Genomic DNA, 21,448 nt, shown 5'->3' with positions numbered 1-21,448 from the left:
CCCCTTTACGCTTAGTGAGCTAAACACTTCATTTTTTAACAGGCTAAGATAAGTCTTAAAAAAATATTTAAGATAAAATTAAACCCAAAATACGAGTGGAAAAATTTTATTTCATTAACTTTAGTGGTTAAATTTTAACCTAAATAAACATGGCGCGGGTTAAAAGTATATATTGATATTTTAAATTGTATCAATTTGTAAATATTTAACTAAGTATTTTCACTACCAAAAAAGTAACTCTTTGTTATTCAATGGTTATTTACTTTAAGTTTCATTTTTTTGTAACAAATACTTATTTTAATAGGGCGGTGTTTTTTTTTAATAAAAATAGATTTGCACTATCAATTATACAAACTAAATATTCAGACATATAATCATTCTAAATTTAACAAAGTGTCTAAAATTTATTATTTAATATAAAGGTTAAATAAAGATGGCTTATTTTTCTAAAGGGATAAATATAGAAATAGGACAGTATTTGCGAGGGATAAGGAAAGAGCAAAACTTAACAGGAAGCGAACTGGCAAAAAAGTTAAATGTGAGTCAACAACAAATTTCTCGCTATGAAACGGGAAAAACGAAATTAACGTTTGAAATGATGGACACCATCTTAGCACTATTTAATAAGTCATGGCGAGATTTTTTTAATCATGTAATAGATAAGCATGATAACGAAAGATTAAAATGCATTGTAATGAATGAAAAAAACTATTATTCGATCTTAGATAAAGATACAAAAAAAATGTGGCGATAATTTTTGCTCATGACAATTAAGAACAAGGCATGATAAACAGATAATACAAATAAATAAATTCAACTTGTCAAGGTGATAACTTTATTAAAAATAATCATTATATGGATTAATGATTATTTTTATCTAAAGTTGTTATGAACAACTATTATAGCAAAATATAAATCATACAGGATTAAATTAATATGAAATTAAATAAATTTGTAGTCGGCGCAGTATTAGCATCAGGTTTTGCTTCATTTGCAGCTATGGCCGCTTATACAGGTACCCCAACTAACGGTACAATTGAAATTACAGGTGAGCTTGTTAACTCTGCTTGTGGTTTAAGCGAAGAGTCAAGCCCTGTAAAAGTTAATTTTTACCAAATCCCTGTATCAAATTTAAAAAATGGTGAGCGTGCAGGTAATGTTAAAAAAGATATCGTTCTGCAAGGCTGTGATACTACAGTAGCTCAAACTGCAACTGTTACTTACACGCCATCTACAGTAAATCCGAATGATAGCGCATTAGCTGCATTTACTTCAGGAACAGCAAGCGGTGCTGGTATTGGTTTAAGAGATAATGGAAATCAAGATGTTGTATGGGGCCAGGCTTCTACAGCGGTTAACTTAACTAATGGTAAAACAACAATTCCATTTGTTGCATACCTGAAATCAGATAACGCATCTAATGCTGTTACTCCAGGTAACTTCGATTCTACAATTAACTTCCAAATCGATTACCAATAATTTGGAATTAATTTAGTGATTGTATGCGGAGTATTAAATACTCCGCAATACTGAGCCTAGAAATATAATTAAAGCGGTGTTACCCATGATAATTCGAGTTAAAAAAATAGCATTAAGCTCTAGTTTATTATGGCCCTTATTAAGCTGGGGAAGTGCTGTAAATAACACCCCAGGTGATATTGTTATGCAAGGCGAGTTAATTGAGGCTTCTTGTAATATCGATCCTGATAGTCGAGAGCTTTGGATTAATTTCGGGGAAGTGAGTGCACGTGAAATCACGCCTGATGCTAATTTACTTTTAAGTAAAAATTTTAATATAAAGCTAGTCGGTTGTACGCTTCCTTCCGAAGATAAAGGTAGTGCATCAAGAGCTCAAATAACAATGATGGGAAGCACTGTGGACCGCGGTCAGTTACTTCAAGTTAATGGCGATTCAGAAGGTTTTGGTATTCAATTAAAAAATTCTCATGGCGAAATACTAAAATTCAATACAAAGCTACCTGATTATACATTGCTCGAGGGACGAAACAGTTTGGAGTTTACTGCAACTTTAGTCGCTTATCAAAAATACATTAAGGCGGGTGAATTTGCAGGTGTATTGAGATTTAGAATGGATTATTTTTGAATAAATATAAAAATATTTGCGATTTTATTAAGAATCGGATTGGTCTTTTAGAATAGCTAGTGAATTCAGAGTGAATTAAAATGATTATTTTCAGTGGGAATATAAAAAAAATATTTGCAATATATATTGCAATGCTTTGTTACTCACCTAATATGTTAGCTAACGATATTGTTGAATTTAATACAGATGTATTAGATGTCGGGGATCGTAATAATATTGACTTAACTCGCTTTTCAAAAGACAACTTTGTATTTCCTGGTACTTATCTATTAGATGTTTATATTAATGGGCAATCATTATCGCAGCAAAAAGTTACTTATGTCATTGACCCTCAGGATAGTGAAAAAACGCTCGTTTGTTTTACGCCTGAACAAATTGATATGCTGGCACTTAAAGAAGATGCATTAAAGAAAATTCAGGCGATCTCACCAGGATGCTCGAATATTTTACCCATATCAGGTGTCAAAATTAATAACTTCGAAGGTAAGCTTGATATCACAATGCCGCAAGCTTGGATGAAGTATTCAGACCCAAGCTGGGTACCGCCTGAGCGTTGGGATACAGGTGTTTCAGGTTTATTGTTCGATTATAACCTAAATGGTTCGATTTCACGTTCTTTAGTCAGGCATACAAGTAGACATTCTTTATCTGCTTATGGCCAAGCTGGAGTGAATTTAGGTGCATGGCGTTTTAGAGCTGATTACCAAGCAAATTACAATGAGCGTGGTGACAGAAAATTCGATTGGAATCAGTTTTATGCATACCGCCCTTTAATTCATATTGCGGCTAAATTAACTCTGGGTGAAATTTATTTAAATTCGCAAATTTTCGATACTATTCGATATACAGGACTTAACTTAGCCAGCGATGAGCGTATGTTACCACCAAATTTAAGGGGATATGCGCCGCAAATTAATGGCATTGCTAAAAGTAATTCAAAGGTGATAGTGAGCCAAGCAGGGCGTGTTGTTTATGAAACGACAGTACCTGCGGGGCCATTTAGTATTCAAGATTTGCAAAGCTCAATTCGAGGAACTTTGGATGTTAGAGTTGAAGGTGATGACGGTGATGTATCCACTTTTCAGATTGATACCGCCAATATCCCTTATTTAACTCGACCTGGTTATGTTCGTTATAACGTCTCAATGGGTAAGCCTTCTCGCTTTAACCATAAGCCAGAAGGGCCAATGTTTGCGACAGGAGATTTCTCTTGGGGGCTGAGTAATAACTGGTCGTTAATTGGAGGGATCTTATTTGCTGGCCGGGATTATACCGCACTTTCAGCAGGGTTAGGCCGTGACTTATCTGTATTCGGAGCTTTGTCTGCGGATGTGACACAATCAGTTAGCCGAATTCCTGGTGAAAATACAGAAACGGGGTCTTCTTTTCGTCTGAGTTATTCAAAATCTTTTGATGAAATAAACAGTACGATCACATTTGCGGGATATCGCTTCTCACAAGATAAGTTCCGCACACTATCACAATATTTAGATGAACGTGAAAACCGTTATTTAGGTATAGGTCGCCAGAAAGAGATGTACACCATCACCGCGAATAAAACGTTTTGGGCAGATGAGCCTGATTGGCGAACAACACTATTTTTAACTTACACGCATCAAACTTTTTGGGATCAAACATCTCAAGATAGGTATGGCTTGTCTGTTGGTCGAACATTCCGATTAATGGGCATCGATGGGGTTTCTACGAATATTGCCGCTTATCGTTCAGATTATCGAGGAAGACGTGACGATAGTGTCTCCCTTTCTGTCTCTGTGCCTGTTGGTGATAGCCGTTGGGCGGGATATGACTTACAAAATAGCGGAAGTAAAACAAGTCATATGTTGTCGTATAGCGATAATAGAGATTTCAATAACTTATGGCGAGTAAGAGCTGGGCGTAGTGGTGATGATCGTGTGCAATTTGACGGTTATTATCAAAAGCGCACTCAACTTGCTGATGTAAATACCAACGTCAGCTATCAAGAAAGACAAACTGCATCCATCAATGGGACATTGCGCGGCGGCTTTACCGCAACAGCCTATGGTGCCGCACTACATAATAGTAGCGCAACAACTGATACAGCTAGGATTATGGTCGATACCAATGGGATTAGTGGTGTGCCATTTAACCATGAAAAAACACGAACAAACTGGGCGGGTATTTCAGTGGTACCAGATATCGTGAGTTATTACAGCTTCGATACCCGTATTGATGTCGATAAGCTAAATAGTGATGTTGATACCAACAAAGCGATCGCAACGTCAACACTGACGGAAGGGGCGATTGGTTACCAGCGATTTGCTGTTGCCCAAGGTGAAAAACTGATTGCCACAATTCGCTTTAATAATACAGTTCCTCCGTTTGGGGCGGATGTGACCAACGCTGACGGTATTAATGTTGCAATGTTGATGGAAGATGGATTGGCGTATTTGATGGCTGTAAATCCTAAAGAAACATTAACGGTCTCTTGGGGTGGGAAAGCGCAATGCAAAATTCAATTACCTGAAAAAATTAATCCTGGTATGTCAGTTTTACTGCCTTGCCAATAATGAAATGACAATCAGAACAAGTTTTTAAATAAGGTATAAAAAATGGCGATTTGTATAAAAAAATGGGTGGGTGGTTTACTGGTAATTATGGCTGGAGTAAGCCAATCATATGCAGGAATATCATTAGATAGAACTCGGTTGATTATTACCGGTGCGGAAACTTCTTCGAGTGCTAATTTATCAAACACCAGTTCAAGTATTCCCTTTTTAGCGCAATCTTGGGTTGAAGATGCAAATGGGAAAAAAATTACATCTCCATTAGTTGTATTACCCCCATTACAGAGAATTAATGGCGGACAAAAAGGTGTTGCTCGAGTCTCAAAAACAGCGGAAATAGATAAACTTCCTCAAGATCGCGAAAGTTTATTTTATTTAAATGTTAGGGAAGTGCCACCAAAGCCAGATAAACCAAATGTTTTACAATTAGCGATGCAATCGCGCATCAAATTATTTTATCGACCAACGGCAATTATTCCCACGTCAAAAAGTGCAATTTGGCAAGACCAAGTGACATTTTATAAGCAAGGAAATAACTGGCGAGCTGAAAACCCGACACCTTATTTTGTCACTATTATTAGTTTAAATAATAAGTTGATTACAGAGGGTGGGAAAAAATTAACGGATTTTCCAGGGGTAATGGTAGCGCCTAAATCTCATCTAGATATTAAGGTTAATGGAGCAGGTGAAAGCTTTACCATGATGTATGTGAACGATTACGGCGGCCATCCAGAACTAAAATACAGCTGTAATGGAAATATCTGTAAAGCACTACCACCGGAGCAACAGCCACGCTAGGAGTATTCGAATGAAAATTAAATGCTTAGGGTTTGTGTTACTAGGGGTCGGCAGTTTTTCTGCGGTTGCGGAAATGGCTGATGATAAAACCTCGCGTCAAACCTTATTGGATGTACACAGTACTGTGCATTTTCAAGGGAGTGTGTATGCATCGCCTTGCGTTCTTGAATTAAATACTCAGGAACAATATGTTGATTTAGGTGAGGTAAGTGCGCGGTCATTTCATCGTATTGGCGATAGAAGTACACCAGTGACTTTTAGCGTGAGGCTTAAAGATTGCCAGCGTGGTGCATCTAGATCCTTTGTAAATTCGGCGGGAGAAGCAACGCAAAATGGTAAGCGTTATTACCTAACAGGTGAAAGCGCGGTTTCGTTGAGTATTGCGGGGGATTCTGATTTCTATAATTCAGATTTAGTGAGAGTTAGTGGTGGTGTTAAAGGTGCGGGATTGCGTATTTTCAGCCAAGACCATGAGAATTTAATGCTTAACCAACCTAAAGGCTCATGGGTGCTTAAGCCAGGGGATAATAACATTACCTTAAACGCATCTTTAGAAGCAACAAGCCAAGTTGTTTCAGCAGGTAATTTTAGCGGATTAGTTAGGTTAAAACTGGAGTATTTATAACAATGTCTATATCCAACAATAAAATATTAAAAGATATAGCGATCGCGACTAGTTTGGCGGTAGTGGCATTGTTACCTCAGTCAGTCTTTGGGTATCCACATGGGGCTGTAATACCCGATGGAGGGACCTATACATTCGAAGCAAGAATGAATAACCAGCTTTTGATAAATGAAAAAGACGCAGAGACGGTATTTAATTTTGATGTTACAGACTGGCCTTATTTTGATATTTATTGTCAAACTTATATGCAGCCCGGTGGGCCAGGTAACAACAATCCCGATTCTGGAATGACCTTTGATTTTATGTCAACAATACCCCAATCAATGCAAAATCCGGGTTATTTGACCTTAAATGAGTATTTCGATGTGAAAGTTGAAATCCAGCTTGGCGGGACGCAGCCTAGGAAAGTGGCTGTTCCGGCATCGAACTTGTGGAATGGGGGGTCTGATCCAATGGAGTGTAGGCCGACGAGTACAAATAGCCGTCCTTATGCAGTAACGCTTCGAACAGGCTCTAGCGGAACAGTAACGTTTAGGTTAAAAAAACCGATTATTAATGGAATTACCATAAACCAAGCAGAATTAGTTCAAGTATTTGCTAAAAAAGGAACCGCGACTAATGGATTAACGTCTTATGCACCAATTCCATCAACACGTGTTGTACTGGCTGCGGGAATTATTACAGTTGCTGATGAATGTACGATAAATGATGGAAATCCAATTAATATTGACTTTAAAGATGTTGCAAATACAAGTGAACAATTAAATGGAATTAATTATGCAGAACCTTTTAATATCCCAGTGAAATGTAGAGGTGGAAGCTTTACGACGGGGGATCTGAACATCAAGTTATCTTTACTCCCAGGTGCTTCAGGTCAAGCCGATTTTAATGCGGATTATTACGGAACATTAAAAAATGGCGTGAAGCGAACAAACCTTGGCATTGTTATTAAAGAGAATTTGACGGGAGCATTAGTTAAACCTAACCAAGCTTATACTGTACCTAATTTTTTTAATAACCAAGGTACTTGGAATTTAACTGCGGCACCAATTGCAGCTCCAGGTAGCACAGTGGACGATGGTGAATTTACAGCGACAGGCACGATCCTCGCTGAATTCCAATGAGGTTAACAATGCAAAATAATAATCAAATATTAAACACAATTTATTTATCGGTATGTTGCCTTTTTTTATTTGGTTCAAATCAGGCCGTTGCAGATATTACTCATACTAATATGGGGAGTTATTCTTTTAGGGGTAATGTGATGGTTACACCTTGCCAAATTGCACCAGGTAGTGAAAAGGTGCCAGTAGACTTTAAAGAGGTTTCAGTAAAAGAGCTTTATTCAACAGGAAAATCGAAACCTTTATTATTTTCGATTCATTTAATAAACTGTAATACGTCTGTATTTAACGCGGTAACAGTAACATTTAATGGAATAGAAAACACTAATCTCCCTGATCATTTAGCGATTAATGACAAAAGCGAAGCGAATGGAATCGGGATTGGGCTATTAAATTTAAATGAAACACCGATAGAGTTAAATGTTCCATCATTGGCGCAAAATCTGGCGGATAATAATACTGAGCTTCAATTTAAAGCTTATGTTGAAGCTGAACCAGAAGCTCGAACTAATCAGACTATTACATATGGGCTATTTTATAGCACTGCATATTACACATTAAATTATCAGTGATAAGTAAAATAAATACGATGAGTGTAATAAAAAAATCAAATAATTTATATTTATATAGTCAGAGTAATTGGGTTGTTATCGGTAGTGTGATTGTGTGCTTTGGAATTATATTTCACATCTATCTACCTAATTTAGGTGGGGCAGGATTTTCACTACCATTAAATATCGTTAGTGCCTTTTTTCTGGCTTTATTTTTAGTGGTGGCGATTTTTTTTCAAATAAAAAAGATAAGTATAACTTATTCATTAGCAAGTAATTTTATTTCATTAGGCTTAATTATCTTAATGGTACTATGTTTTTTTTCGCCTGAGAACTATCGTTACAATGCTTACTTAACAGCTTATTGGTTATTAGGGATATTGATATGTTATCAGGTTTTAGTTCAATTTAATATTTCAAATGTAGTCCGTGAAATTATACTTTATGGAATACTTGTTGCTGCTATTATAGAAAGTATATTGGCGATGCTTCAAGTTTTTAATCTATTGCCATTAATAGGTCTACCTTATCCGCCATTAAATGGAGATAGGCCATATGGTGTATTTCAACAGGTTAATGTTTTTTCTAGTTTCATTTGCGTAGGAATAGCAAGTGCAGTAAGTTTGTTGATCAAAATAAAGAATGCTAAATGGTATTTAGTTGGCTTTATTGCTACTGCTTTGCTTTTAATGAGTGCAACAGTACCTTTGTCTCAATCATTAACAGGTTATTTAAATTTAATTTTAATTTTTATTGTTTTTTATTTAATTGCAAAGTATCATCGTAAGAAAATTTTATTTTTATTTCTGGTTGTTATTCTTGGTTTAATAATTGGCTATGGAATTAAGAATGGTCTTAATATTATAGATGCGACTGAAAGTAAATTAAATACATCACGAATTCGATGGGTTTTATGGCAGCATAGTTTATATCTTTTCAGCGAAAAACCATTATTGGGATGGGGCGTAGGAAGTTTTGAGTCAGTATTTTCAGAGCGATTTGGTGGTGGTTTACTAGAGACTAATGAAAGAATAATGTCACATCCACATAATGAAATATTACGTTGGATGGTCGAAGGTGGTTTTGTTGGGCTTATTGCGACAGTTTTAATTATTATCGGTGGTGTAGCTTTATTGCTATCTACATTTAAAAATAAAAATGAAAATTACATTTATTGGGTAGCGGCTTTGCCTATCATATTCCATATGATGACAGAATTTCCTTTGTGGTTATCGATACCTCATGGGATAGTTTTAATATTGTTATTACGCTGTGCTGATTCACCAAATAAAAAATATAAACTAAATAAGATGGTGAACTACTTTTCAAAAGGAATTATTATATTTGGCTCAGCCTTGTCAGTCATTCTGTTATACATGACATTACAAGCACAACAATATTTAACCTATATAGAAAAAACGGGACAGCAAATGTTGTTATCAATAGAAAAGCCTCTTTACCATAATTGGAACTATTTATTGATGTATGACCGTTATCAGTTTGATTTGAATATGGGGTATTTATTGCGCTATAACGAAACGCAGGATATTAAGTACCTTAATTTATTTAATGATTGGGCCATGGACGCATCAAATTCATCTCCTGACATTAATGTTTATATTTCTTGGATTCTGGTTTTAAATGAGCTAGGTGAAAAGGATAAAGCAAGAGACGTTAGATATAAGGCGAGTTATTTGTTTGGCGAAAATGAAAGGTTAAATCAATTGAATTTTTAGTTGGTTATTATTGTTCTTCTTTTCTAAAAATAAAAAATTCTAAAGAATTTGTTGGTGAAAAATCATCAACAGATATGTGTTTTATTAATTAATATTTATCTTAAAAGGAAATAACATGAAAACATTAAATGCTATCGAAGCTGCTGCTGTAGTTGGTGGAACTAAACAAGTTTGTACTGATTCTTATGAAAGTATCATTGTTGGTGGTGTTTCATCTTGTAAATTAATTACAACTTGTACTGACAAGCATGGAAATAAAACATACAAAGCTAAAAATGTTGACGCTGCAAACTGTTCAGGTGCTGTTAAACCATAAGATTTAATTTAACTACCTTTAATTAATACATGGGGATGGACCCCCATGTATATTTTACTTTAAATTGGAACGGCTGTTATGAATATGCATTTTAAACCAATAACTATCACAATTTACACAATATTCGTTGCTGTGATTTCTTCACTCATGACGGTTTTGTTCTACCATATTTTCATCTTTAATACTTTTTCAAATAGTAACTTAGATGATTCTTCTTTTGTCGAGTTTAATACTGCACAAGTTTTATCAAGCCCAATAAAGGAAGATAATAGCATCATAGAAATATTTTCTTATGGTTGTCATTATTGTGCGTTAAGCAATGACAATATGGCCAAATTTGAAAAGGAGCTTCCAGAGGGTGTTACGTTTAAAGCCATTCATTTAGCAATGGATAATAGCGTAGGGCTTGCTGCATACGCGCCTATTTTTGCAACCCTTGAAGAAATGGGGGTAGAAGCCGAATTACGTCAGGCACTTTATAACTCAGTTATCAACGAAAAACTGGACTTAACCAAGAAAGATATTTTAGATGTATGGTTAAAGCAGCATGACATTGACTCAGTAAAATATCATGAAATTAGCCAAACCAGCGCAGTTAAAGAACGTATTAAATATATGGCTGATATTACCCAGTATTACCAAATCACAGGCACCCCTGCATTTATTATTAATAAACGATATGTAGTTTATCAGGATCGTGATTTCCCTGAATTTTCAGCTTATATGTTGGAATTATTGGAAAAAAGCAATAAGGCGTCACAGTGATCCGGTTTTTAATTGTTTGGACGGTGTTCAGTGTAAAAAGCTGCTTAATACCGTTTAAAAAAGGATATGAAAATCTCAGCCACTATGGAATCTCTTCTTTTCGCTTTCTTTTGCGTCGAGGTTATATTGTCCCAGTTCTGCTAATCGCTAAACTGGGTTGCCGAATTGGGGTATTCGGTCGTAAATACCGTAATCAAAACAAAGTTGCAACGCAAAATTATCGCAGTTTAGTGGAGACGAATGGCAACGTCGATGCGAGATGGGCCGCAGTACAGCGCTTTATTTTGGAAGAAGCGGCTACATGGGGGCAAAACCGCCAAATTATGGCGCAATTACAAGCCTGTATTCTTGCCCTTGATAGTGTTGTTGCACCTTTGCATCAGCAAAAAAAACCGATTGTTTTGGCGCCATTACATATGGTTTCTGATGTGCTGGCTACGATAGTCGGCTCTGGAGTTACTCCAGGCAACGCTACGGTAGTGGTTTCATCCAGTGCGGAGCAACAAAAATACAATGCCTCTGCCCGTGAATTAGGCCAAGTGAATTTGTCGTATTGTTCAATTCATCAAGACAATAAGTCATTAGCGACTCAATTAATGACTTTAATGACAGAAACTGCGACGGGCCAAAAAAATATGATTGTATTTCCAGATATCACGCCAGATTACACCATTCAAACTGAAGAAGGGATGTCGAGTAAATTATCGTGTCAGTTATTTGGTCGAGCAGCGAAATTACATAATGGGGTTGTACGTTTATCTAATGCGATTTCAGCGCAGGTCGTTTTTTATCATCTGTATTATCAAAATGGCTTAAAAATCAAGATATATCCACCTATTGCTGCAAAGGATGTTGCAGCTCAAATGCCCGTTATTATCGAAAATTCAATTCGCGAATATCCCAATGACTGGCTTTTATGGCATAGCCATTCACTTTATTTTATTAGTCACTAATAATAATGAAAAATACTATTCCAAATTTTGTCGCTCAAGAAGAAACGAATGAATGTGGTTTGGCATGCATTGCGATGTTGGCCCAAACTCAAGGCCTTTCGCTTTCCCTTAATGCATTGAGGGAAGTTCATCCAGCTTCTGATCATGGAACTTCATTGATCGATCTTTCCTCAATTTTAGTAAATTATGGCATTTCAACTACGCCTGTCTTATTTGAGCATGACGAATTAAGTAGCCTGCCGCTTCCTGCGATTTTGCATTATGGCGCAAATCATTTTGTCTTACTTGCTTATCGTAAGGGAAATAATGTTTGTGTAATGAACCCTGCGATAGGGCAGCAATGGTTGCCTTTTTCTGCACTAAAAGCTGAAATTAGCGGTTATGCGCTGATTTTAGAGCCAGATACGGCATTGAAAAAAGTCGAATCACTTTCCTCTGAACAGGCTACAAACAAGGCCTCCACACAGAAAGTACCTCATGCGATGAGTTTGAAAGAAACCGCTAAGGTGCGAGGTATTTATTGGTTAATGACCTTTGTTTTCCTCGTTTCGCTAACATTGTTTTTAATGCCTGCAATGGTGAGTAATGCAATCAACCAAGCATTTTCAGATGCTAAAAATGCAGTGTTTCCTTATGGTTGGTTTATTGTCGCGTTTGTTGTTGCCACGCTACTTGCGCTTGGTGTTCGTATGATAAGCGAACGGTTTGTTAAACACTTTGTGTTAATTAACAGTGGGGTGGGTTTTTCGCGGTTAATGAGTAACCCTTTGCGATTTTTTGAAAAACGTGCACCAGGGGATATTTTCAGTCGTTTTGTTGCTTGGCAGGGCGCATTAACTGAGAAAATTGAGCTTGATAATGGGCTTAGAACTGATTGGATTATTTGCGCCATTGCATTGGGTGTGATGTTTTGGATTGCTCCTGTTCTTGCCGTTATTTCAGCGGCAGGGGTGACCGTGATGGGGCTCATTAGTGTATGGGCAATTATTCGCGATCGTTGGTACACCCAGCAATTACAGCTTAAAGCTGCTGAGCTTAATGACTTTTTTATGGAAACCTTACAGGGTATTTTGACCATAAAAACAGCAGGTATCGAAGAGCAACGTAAGGCGCAATTTGCGTGGCTAAGCCGTGAATTGTTTACCTGCATGCAGCGTCGAAATGTGTACCAACAAATTAAAGATGGTATTTACCAGCTAACAGGTAGCCTCGAAATGGTTATTTTTATGTTGGTTGTGCTGCCGATGGTTGCTAATGACCTGATTTCCTTAGGTGATTTTTTTGCTTATAGCTTTTTACGTCAAATTTTCACTACCTATGTTACTCGAATTTTTTATGCGATTATCCACAAATCTCAGCTGCATATTATTGATACACGCGCTCACTCTTTATTTCCTCAAAAAAGTGAGGAAAGCACGGTCTCACCTCAAACAATATCACCAGCAGGTAGAGTAGCCCCGAACCTTACCTTCGAAAACATTCATTTTAGCTATGACCCATCGAAGCCAATATTAAATGATATCTCGCTAGATTTGCCATCAGGTGCTCAAGTCGCCATTGTGGGTGAGTCTGGGGCGGGTAAAAGTACCTTGTTGAGAATTATTGCAGGGCTATTTAGTGCTCAGAAAGGAAAATGTTTGTCAAATGAAGAGGTTGTAAGTGTACAACAGCTTACGCAACTTGTTTGTTTACAAAGCCAAGAGGATATTTTATTCAATGCAACTGTGTTAGATAACATCACGTTGTTTGACCCTAACTTCCGCGAAAAAGACCGAAAAATGGTCGAAAACTTACTCAATAAACTGGCGTTAGGCACAGTGGTAAGCCAGTTACCAGGCAGTTTAAATGCGTTGATTAGGGAAAGCCATTCTGCACTTTCTCTTGGGCAACGCCAACGTTTGTTGCTAGCTCGTTCACTTTATAGTTCTCGCCCAATTCTTTTACTGGATGAACCTACCGCAAACTTAGATGAAGAAACGGCAAAAATCGTTATAGAAACAATTCAGGAACATTGCCTAAAAACAGGGAAAACCCTCATTGTTGTGACACATAGTGAGGAAATCACGACACGATTTGATTCAATTTATCGAATTACTGCGGGTGAATTACATAAAAAAGTATCAATCAGAAATGATGGTGGTAATCGTGAGGACGCACCTCAGCCTACAACGTCTTTGCTTGCTAGCATAGGAGAGCTTTGATTATGACTTCTCCCCGCATTAAGCCGACATTTTTACACTTATTTATGCGAGCTCGTGTTTGGATTGGTCTTATTGCATTGTTACTTGTCATTGTGTTGACGAGCCTTGCTTGGCAAGCACCGACAGAACCCGCACAAAGTAGAGTCATTCTTTCGGTTGATCGGGGGGATATTGAAAAAGTGGTCATGGTGACTGGCACACTAAAACCGTCTATTCAAGTGAATGTGGGGGCTCAGGTTAATGGGCAAATTAGAGAATTATTTGTAAAGCAAGGTGATAGAGTCAGAAAAGGGCAGTTATTAGCCGAAATAGACCCAACAATTCAGCAATCTGAGCTTAAAAATGCGACTGCACGCCTATTGAGCGCACAAGCGCAAAAGCGCGCAGCAGAAGCAACGTTAATTCAATACATTAAAGCTTATCAGCGCCAGATAATCATGCAGCGCGACGGTTCTGGCATTCGCAGTGAATATGAGCAAGCGCAAGCGCAATATGAAGCACAATTACAGCAAGTTAGCGTTAATGAAGCGTTAATCACACAATCAGAAATGGATGTGCAAACGGCTCAGGCTAACTTGAACTTTACCCGCATTGTGGCTCCAATTAATGGAGAAGTACTGGGTATTGTTGCAAATGAGGGGCAAACCATCGTTTCCTCACAAACGGCACCTACGATCTTGGTGCTGGCTAATTTAGATAAGATGCAAGTACAAACCCGCATTTCAGAAGCGGATATTCAAAAAATTCAACCTGGTCAGCCACTGACATTCTATGTAATTGCAAATCCTGAGAAACAATACGAAAGCACCATGGGGTACGTGCAACCTATTCCGCCCGAAGCCCTTGATGAGCGGAATAATAATTCAGCTGGTCAGCAAAATAGCGCGATTTATTATAATGGAACATTTGAGGTTGATAACACCGACCGCGCATTAAAAACGTCGATGACCGCACAGGTTTTTATTCGTGTTGCCCAAGCTAAAAATGCGCTGCGTTTACCCGTGAGTGCGTTAGGTCGTTCTCTGGGTCTTAACCAATATGAAGTCATTGTTATCAAAAATGAAATAACAGAAGCTCGAACCGTCAAAGTAGGTATAAATGATCGCCATTTTGTTGAGATTCTGGAGGGTATCGCTGAAGGTGAGCAAGTTGTTGTTCAACAAGAGAAAATAGCGAGTTAATCATGAAGATAATATCACCAACGTTATCTTCATCTCGCCCTCTAATTGAACTTCACCATGTTTATCGTGAGTTTTCGGCTGGAACACAAATCATCCCTGTATTGAATGATATAACACTATCGATAAATCAAGGGGAAATGGTTGCCATTATTGGAGCCTCTGGCTCTGGTAAATCAACTTTGATGAATATTATTGGCTGTTTAGATAAACCGTCTCGTGGCGAAGTTTTTATCAATGGTATCCCTGTTCATGAGGCGACCAGTGAGCAGCTTGCTGAGCTGCGTAGCCAATATCTTGGGTTTATTTTCCAGCGATATCATTTGATGCCTTATCTCAGCGCTGAAGAAAACATTGCCATTCCAGCGCTGTACACCGCAATGCCTGAAGATGAGCGTGTGCAGCGAATTCAACTTTTAGCTGATAAGCTCGGTTTACAATCTCGTTTGAACCATAAGCCATATCAATTATCTGGAGGGCAACAACAACGGGTCAGTGTGTGCCGTGCATTAATTAATGGCGCACAAGTCATTTTAGCGGATGAACCAACGGGCGCTTTGGATAGCTCGAGTGGGCATGCATTAATGAATATTTTGCATCAACTTCATCAAGACGGCCATACCGTGGTGATTGTGACCCACGATAGAAATATTGCTGAGCAAACTCAACGTATTATCGAAATCAGTGATGGGAAAATTGTCGCCGATAATCAAAACCTTTCACAAGCGCAGGCACGTGCTAAGCATAATCTTCCTTCTGTTAAAGATAATGGTCGGGCATCACTTTGGCGTGGTATTTATGAGTCGATTCGTATGGCTTGGCGGGCATTATTAGGGCACCGAATGCGCGCTTTTTTATCAATGCTGGGCATTATTATTGGCATCTCTTCTGTTGTGTCATCAATGGCGGTCGGTGAAGGCGCAAGACGTGCCATTATGGATGAAATTGGTAAGTTAGGCAGCACAACGCTTGAAATTCGCCCAGGTACTGGATGGGGGGCAAAGCGGCCAGATATGGAACGCGCGTTATCATTAAATGATATTAAAAGCCTAAAACAGCTCTCATGGATTGAGTCTATTTCGCCAGTTGTCAGCAGCATGACAGTAGCTATCAATAAAGGGCTCGATTACTCCATCATGCTAAATGGTGTTTCTGATGAATACTTTGCAGCTCAAGGTATTCAAATGTTGTCTGGAAATCAATTTAGTGTGTTAGATGTGAATGACAGTGAGCCTGTTATTGTGCTGGATGATGCTAGTCGGGATATTTTATTTGCACCCGATGAAGAGCCTTTAGGCCAAATTGTCCAAATTGGTAGTTCACCTTGGCGGATCATTGGAATTGCGCGTAAACCAGGCCCGAAAATGTCCAGCGGATATGTTATGGGATGGGCTCCTTACTCGGCTCTTCAGCAGCGAGTTCTCGGTGATAAACCTATTGAATATATCACATTACGTTTTCCCGAAATGTTAGCCGCTAAACAAGTAGAAGTGCAGGTCGAAAAGCATTTACTGCGTGAACATGGAAAAAAAGACTTTTTTATTCAGTCTGATGACCAACTGGCTAGCGCGCTACAAAAAACCTCTGATTCCATGTCATTACTGATCACGTCGATTGCAGCCATCTCCTTATTAGTAGGAGGGGTGGGTGTTATGAATATTATGCTGGTTTCAGTTACAGAGCGAACTCACGAAATAGGTATCCGCCTTTCAGTGGGAGCGAGACCTGCGGATATCATGAACCAATTTCTAATTGAAGCCGTCATGATCTGTGCGTTAGGAGGGCTCATTGGGATTATAGGCTCGTGGTTAGCAGGTGGCATTTTTGCGTACATCACGACTGAATTTACCATGGTATTCACACTGTTACCCGTGTTATTGGCTTGTGGTTTCTCTGCGCTAATTGGCTTAGTTTTTGGTTATTTCCCAGCACGTAGGGCAGCCAAGCTTAACCCAACGGAGGCATTAGCACGGGAATGAAAATAAAATCGCCTTATTTTGGTTCAGTGGTACTTTTTATCTGTTTACTCAGTGGGTGTGGGAACTTTACCCGCTCCGAGTACCAACGTCCTGAACTTATTCTACCTCAGCAATGGGATGATAAAATTCAGCGTTCATCAAGTGCGAATGATGTTATGCCATCTGACCTGCAGAGAAATACAGTAGGGCGTTGGTGGGAGAATTTTAATGATCCCAAGCTATCTCAATTGATTAATCAAGTTTTAGAAAATAACAATGATTTAGCATTAGCCGCAATTAAATTAAAGCTGGCTCGCAATACGGCAGGTTTAGCAAATACCAATATAACGCCTGATTTTTCATTAGGGGGATCTGCGAGTAACTCAAAATCAATTCGCCATGGCAACTCATCACAAGAAAGTTATAGTGCAGACTTAACATTAAGTTATGAGATTGATTTATGGGGTAAATTAGCACGTGTTCGTGAGAAAAATGCATGGGAGGCCGTCGCTACTGAACAAGATTACCATGCAACGACGCTTGTGATAATCAACACAACGGCACAGCTCTATTGGAATATTGCGCTATTAAATCAACAGATAAAAAACCTAACGGCAAGTCAGGAAATTGCACAGAAAAGCCAGCAACTCATTCAGTCTTGGTATTTAGCTGGGAAAGTAAGCCAATTAGATTTATTGCAATCAGAACAAACGCTAATTAGTCGTAAGAATGAATTACGTCAGCTTATCAAGGAACGTGAGAACTCACGTAATGCCTTAGCACTGTTGTTAAATCGCCCTGCAGAGCAGCATGTGAGTGAATTATCTTCTCTTAATAGTGACCTGCGAGTTGAGATTCAGGGAATGACCCCTTTGGCGGTATTAGCACAACGCCCAGATATTCAAGCCGCAGAGTCACGTTTGCGCTCTGCACTTGCTGATTCAGATGCTGCGAAGTTGAGTTTCTATCCTACGCTATCTCTTCAAGGTGCGCTTAACGCAGGAAGCCAGTTATTTTCTCAATGGTTTAGTGACCCATCTCGAGTTATTGGCAGCAGCATCTCTCTCCCCTTTATTCAATGGAATACCGTAAAACTAACTATTGAACAGTCAGATTTGCAGGTGCAACAAGCGGCAGTGTCATTTCGAAGCACAGCTTATAGCGCACTCGCTGAAATTGATAATGCCATGGAGGCGCGTTTTACTGCAGATGAAATACGGACACAGTTACAGCAGTCATTATCCCTTAGCCAGCAAAGATTAAAGCTCACGGGAAACCGTTATCGCGCTGGCGCTGTTGACTATCAAACACTACTTAATGCGCAGGATGATTTGTTATCCATCGAAAACTCATTAGCGCAAAACCAATACGATTATCTTTATGCAACGTTGCAACTTTGGCTAGCACAAGGTGGTGGTAGCGTTCATCACGAGGACAACCAATCATGAACCAAAAGACCCAATTAAAACGCGTTGTTGTGACAGGATATGGCGCTGTCACTCCCCTTGGTGGAACCGCGCAAGCATGTTGGCAAGCTATCATGGATAAGCAATTAGGATACCGTTACGTTGATAAAACGGATAAAAATATTCACAGCCACTTTTTGGGATTAATTGATAATGAACCCAATTTAAAAGGTGTTCCTGCCGCCATTCGCCGTCGGTTACCACGGCATACCCGCCTAGCATTAGGTGCAGCTCGAGAAGCCATGGAAATGGCATTTTCAGGGAATTCACCATCAGAATTTTATGACCCTCTCATGTGTGGTGTGATTATGGGAACTGGATGGGCAGGTTTAGATGAAAGTTATATGTCGGTGAGTGAGTTTGATGCGACAGGCATGACATCGCCATTCAACTGTTTTTATGCGATGCCAAATGTCACAACAGCGGCATGCAGCCAATTTTGGAATTTACGAGGATATCAAAATACGACAATAGCCGCATGTGCCACAGGGACTATCGCGATTGGGGATGCGTTTGAAGTGATCCGCAATGGTAGGGCTTCCATGATGTTAGCGGGGGCGGGGGAATCATTACGTACAGATTGCGCTGTGTGGAATATTGACGTGTTAGGTGCTTTAACACGAGAGAAAACAGACCCTACGCGTGCCAGTTGCCCATTTAGTGCAGAGCGCAGCGGGTTCGTATTATCTGAAGGTGCTGCGGTCGTATGCTTAGAAGAGCGTGACAGTGCAATTGCCCGAGGGGCGGTGATATTGGGTGAAATTACTGGGTATGCAAATTATTCAGATGCATTTGATTTTACCTCACCTGCAGAGGACTGCGTAGCTCGCGTTAAAACGATAGAAATGGCGTTACAGCAAGCGAAGATCTCGCCTGCGTCATTAGATTATATCAATGCCCATGGTACCTCGACGGCGTTGAATGATTTGAATGAAACGGAATCACTTAAAAAAGCCTTAGGGGCAGCCGCTTACGATATCCCAATCTCCAGCACTAAATCATATAGTGGGCACTTAATCGCAGCAGCGGGGAGTTTTGAAACTATCATTTGCTTACAAGCGATGGAACATGACGTGATGCCCGCAACCGCAAACCTCCATACCCCTGATCCACAATGCGATCTTGATTATATTCCGAATGACCACCGTTTCAAAAAAGTAGAAAGGGCGTTGAATCTCAGTTTTGGTTTTGGCGGTGCAAATGCGGCGCTGATATTGGAGCGCGCGAAATGAGAGCGTTGTATTACACATTAGCTGATGCAGCTGGGTGGGCGAAATTTTCTGGAGACTATAACCCGATTCATTTTGATCTTAAGTGGGTGCAATCGGCTGGTGGGGAACAATTAAGCGTCCATGGAATGCGGGCATTGCTTGATGCGAAACAATTTGCAAGTGAGCGATTTCTTCACGGCTCACAAGATGCTCAGCAGAGAACAAAATCAGCGTTTGTTAAATGTGCGGTACGGCTAAGAAGTCCATTATGGAATGATAAATCCTATGATTTAGTCGCGCGTAATAAAGCGGGTTCAGTCGCTATTTTATCTACAGAAGAGCAGCAAAATTGCCTAACTTGTCAATTATCCCCAGTTGATGGCTTAAACACTAACGTGTTGGATTGGGGGGCGCATATTTCTTCAGGGGAGATGGCGAAATTACAGCTATCTTTTCCGCTTTATCCAACAGAGATGTATGAGTGGCAATTTATAGATGCAATTTTATTTCAATATTTGATACATGATAATTCATTATTAAAACAAAAAGATATCTCGAAATGGTTATCCGAAGGAGCAACCCTGAAAGATATTTTTTCCCGCTACCCCATTGTACAAACACATCAGGAAGTGATTTTTGATAGAGATCTTCTTAAGAAGTGGTCTCCGATAAAGGAACCTAAGCCGATGCAGATACACATTCTACCTGCATTAGTGATGGGGGATTTAGATGGTGGGCTATTAATTAATATCAATATTATTGGTCGTTATGACAATAAATTAATCAGTAATTTAATAACGTTAAAAGTGAATGCGTTAAATTGATAACAGTGGAAGGATAAAAAAATGAGCCAATATCAAACAATTTATAACAAAATTAGCGAAATGATCTGCGATGCAAAAGATTTAGAAAGCGAAGAGGTGAATGAGAACCTCACATTAGTTCAATTAGAATTTGATAGCCTCGATTATGTTGAATTAATGGTACTGGTAAAACGTGATTTTAATGTTGCGTTAGACGCTGATTTTTTCATTCAGCATCCAAATCTTTCAATTAAAGAACTTTGTGAACATATTGATAAGGAGTCTGAATCCTAAATGGAAAACCATAAGTGGGTGTTAGTCACTGGTGGAAGCCGGGGAATTGGTCAGGCATTAGTCGCTGAATTATCACATAACTGGAATGTTATCTTCACTGGACGTAGTACTGAAAGTATAGCGAGTACGCTTTCTTTACTCGAAAATAGACGTCCAAATAGATGGATAAAAGGGTTTCAATGTGATGGTAAAGATGGGCAGCAAGTCGATGTGTTGTCTCAATCTTTATTGGATAAATTTGGCGCCCCAGCCGCCATTATACATAACGCAGGTATTACTCGAGATGCATTGCATATTCATCAGGATGGGGATATTTGGCGAGATGTTTTAGATAATAACTTGATTTGCATTGTGAATTGGAACCGCAAATTGGTACCTGCGATGTTAATGACGAATTCAGGTTCTATTGTATTGATGTCATCGGTTACTGGGTTAAAAGGGAATGTTGGGCAAACGGCTTATGCAGCAAGTAAGGCGGCGATGATGGGGATGGCTCGCTCTTTAGCGCATGAAGTTGGGCGGTTTGGTTTACGGGTAAATTGCCTTGCGCCAGGGTTGATTGAGAGTGATATGACGCGAGCGATGCCTGAAGCGAAATTAAAATCGATGTGTAAAAATATTCCGTTACGCCGCTTAGGCCAGCCACAAGAAGTTGCCAAAATGGTAGAGTTTCTGATTGGTGACAATAGCCAATATTTGACAGGGCAAACATTGGTGCTTGATGGCGGCCTAACTGCATAATTAACAGAGAGTTAATGGATATACTATAAAATTAACTCTCTGTATTAATTCAACCATAGATAGTGAATGTGTGTTGGT

Annotated in this window: 20 protein-coding genes; all 20 read left to right on the top strand. The window is 39.0% G+C overall.

The features are described 5' to 3' along the window. Positions 1-433 precede the first annotated feature (433 nt). The 20 genes from M1F05_RS14880 to M1F05_RS14785 all read left to right on the top strand — a co-directional run bounded on the left by M1F05_RS14880 (position 434) and on the right by M1F05_RS14785 (position 21,370). Positions 434-754 (top strand): helix-turn-helix domain-containing protein, encoded by a 321-nt coding sequence (locus M1F05_RS14880; RefSeq protein WP_206082843.1) that lies wholly within the window; start codon positions 434-436, stop codon positions 752-754. A 182-nt stretch (positions 755-936) separates the two neighbouring features. Further along, the gene (locus M1F05_RS14875) at positions 937-1,479 is read left to right on the top strand and encodes a fimbrial protein (RefSeq protein ID WP_206082842.1); all 543 of its coding nucleotides are present in this window, start codon (positions 937-939) and stop codon (positions 1,477-1,479) included. An 85-nt stretch (positions 1,480-1,564) separates the two neighbouring features. Further along, a complete protein-coding gene (locus M1F05_RS14870; protein ID WP_206082841.1) occupies positions 1,565-2,104 on the top strand; it encodes a fimbrial protein in 540 nt (179 codons plus the stop codon). Positions 2,105-2,184: 80 nt separating this feature from the next. Continuing rightward, complete coding sequence (locus tag M1F05_RS14865) at positions 2,185-4,653, top strand: fimbria/pilus outer membrane usher protein (RefSeq protein ID WP_206082840.1); 2,469 nt, start codon at positions 2,185-2,187, stop codon at positions 4,651-4,653. Between the two features lie 87 nt (positions 4,654-4,740). Then, a complete protein-coding gene (locus M1F05_RS14860; RefSeq protein ID WP_404462930.1) occupies positions 4,741-5,448 on the top strand; it encodes a molecular chaperone in 708 nt (235 codons plus the stop codon). A 10-nt stretch (positions 5,449-5,458) separates the two neighbouring features. Further along, entirely contained in the window at positions 5,459-6,073 is a 615-nt protein-coding gene (locus tag M1F05_RS14855; RefSeq protein WP_206082838.1) for a fimbrial protein, read from the top strand. Between the two features lie 2 nt (positions 6,074-6,075). Continuing rightward, positions 6,076-7,197, top strand: a complete 1,122-nt coding sequence (locus M1F05_RS14850) for a fimbrial protein (RefSeq protein ID WP_206082837.1) — start codon at positions 6,076-6,078, stop codon at positions 7,195-7,197. Positions 7,198-7,205: 8 nt separating this feature from the next. Further along, on the top strand, positions 7,206-7,769 hold the full coding sequence (locus M1F05_RS14845) for a fimbrial protein (protein ID WP_241016785.1): 564 nt from the start codon (positions 7,206-7,208) through the stop codon (positions 7,767-7,769). A gap of 17 nt (positions 7,770-7,786) precedes the next feature. Beyond that, positions 7,787-9,484 carry an O-antigen ligase family protein gene (locus tag M1F05_RS14840; protein ID WP_206082835.1) on the top strand — a complete coding sequence of 566 codons (1,698 nt, stop codon included), beginning with the start codon at positions 7,787-7,789 and terminating at the stop codon, positions 9,482-9,484. Positions 9,485-9,599: 115 nt separating this feature from the next. Then, positions 9,600-9,800 (top strand): DUF4762 family protein, encoded by a 201-nt coding sequence (locus M1F05_RS14835; RefSeq protein WP_206082834.1) that lies wholly within the window; start codon positions 9,600-9,602, stop codon positions 9,798-9,800. Between the two features lie 78 nt (positions 9,801-9,878). Beyond that, the gene (locus M1F05_RS14830) at positions 9,879-10,565 is read left to right on the top strand and encodes a DsbA family protein (RefSeq protein ID WP_206082833.1); all 687 of its coding nucleotides are present in this window, start codon (positions 9,879-9,881) and stop codon (positions 10,563-10,565) included. Next, entirely contained in the window at positions 10,562-11,518 is a 957-nt protein-coding gene (locus M1F05_RS14825) for an ABC transporter (protein ID WP_206082832.1), read from the top strand. Before M1F05_RS14830 ends, M1F05_RS14825 begins: the two co-directional genes overlap by 4 nt. Before the next feature lie 5 nt (positions 11,519-11,523). Further along, positions 11,524-13,719, top strand: a complete 2,196-nt coding sequence (locus tag M1F05_RS14820) for a peptidase domain-containing ABC transporter (RefSeq protein ID WP_206082831.1) — start codon at positions 11,524-11,526, stop codon at positions 13,717-13,719. A 2-nt stretch (positions 13,720-13,721) separates the two neighbouring features. Then, positions 13,722-14,900, top strand: a complete 1,179-nt coding sequence (locus M1F05_RS14815) for an efflux RND transporter periplasmic adaptor subunit (RefSeq protein WP_371007054.1) — start codon at positions 13,722-13,724, stop codon at positions 14,898-14,900. Positions 14,901-14,902: 2 nt separating this feature from the next. Continuing rightward, positions 14,903-16,876 (top strand): ABC transporter permease, encoded by a 1,974-nt coding sequence (locus M1F05_RS14810; RefSeq protein WP_206082830.1) that lies wholly within the window; start codon positions 14,903-14,905, stop codon positions 16,874-16,876. Continuing rightward, on the top strand, positions 16,873-18,303 hold the full coding sequence (locus M1F05_RS14805; RefSeq protein ID WP_206082829.1) for an efflux transporter outer membrane subunit: 1,431 nt from the start codon (positions 16,873-16,875) through the stop codon (positions 18,301-18,303). Before M1F05_RS14810 ends, M1F05_RS14805 begins: the two co-directional genes overlap by 4 nt. Continuing rightward, positions 18,300-19,553 carry a beta-ketoacyl-[acyl-carrier-protein] synthase family protein gene (locus tag M1F05_RS14800; RefSeq protein ID WP_206082828.1) on the top strand — a complete coding sequence of 418 codons (1,254 nt, stop codon included), beginning with the start codon at positions 18,300-18,302 and terminating at the stop codon, positions 19,551-19,553. Before M1F05_RS14805 ends, M1F05_RS14800 begins: the two co-directional genes overlap by 4 nt. Continuing rightward, positions 19,550-20,356: a protein dehydratase gene (locus M1F05_RS14795; RefSeq protein ID WP_206082827.1), complete on the top strand. Its 807-nt coding sequence runs from the start codon at positions 19,550-19,552 to the stop codon at positions 20,354-20,356. Before M1F05_RS14800 ends, M1F05_RS14795 begins: the two co-directional genes overlap by 4 nt. A gap of 21 nt (positions 20,357-20,377) precedes the next feature. After that, positions 20,378-20,629 carry an acyl carrier protein gene (locus M1F05_RS14790; protein WP_206082826.1) on the top strand — a complete coding sequence of 84 codons (252 nt, stop codon included), beginning with the start codon at positions 20,378-20,380 and terminating at the stop codon, positions 20,627-20,629. Beyond that, positions 20,630-21,370: an SDR family oxidoreductase gene (locus M1F05_RS14785; RefSeq protein WP_206082825.1), complete on the top strand. Its 741-nt coding sequence runs from the start codon at positions 20,630-20,632 to the stop codon at positions 21,368-21,370. It abuts the gene before it with no gap. The last annotated feature ends 78 nt before the right edge of the window (positions 21,371-21,448 follow it).

The sequence above is a fragment of the Providencia sp. PROV252 genome (assembly GCF_033676005.1).
GTDB classification, from domain to species: Bacteria; Pseudomonadota; Gammaproteobacteria; order Enterobacterales; family Enterobacteriaceae; genus Providencia; species Providencia vermicola.
This window is presented reverse-complemented; position numbering and strand designations above follow the sequence as displayed.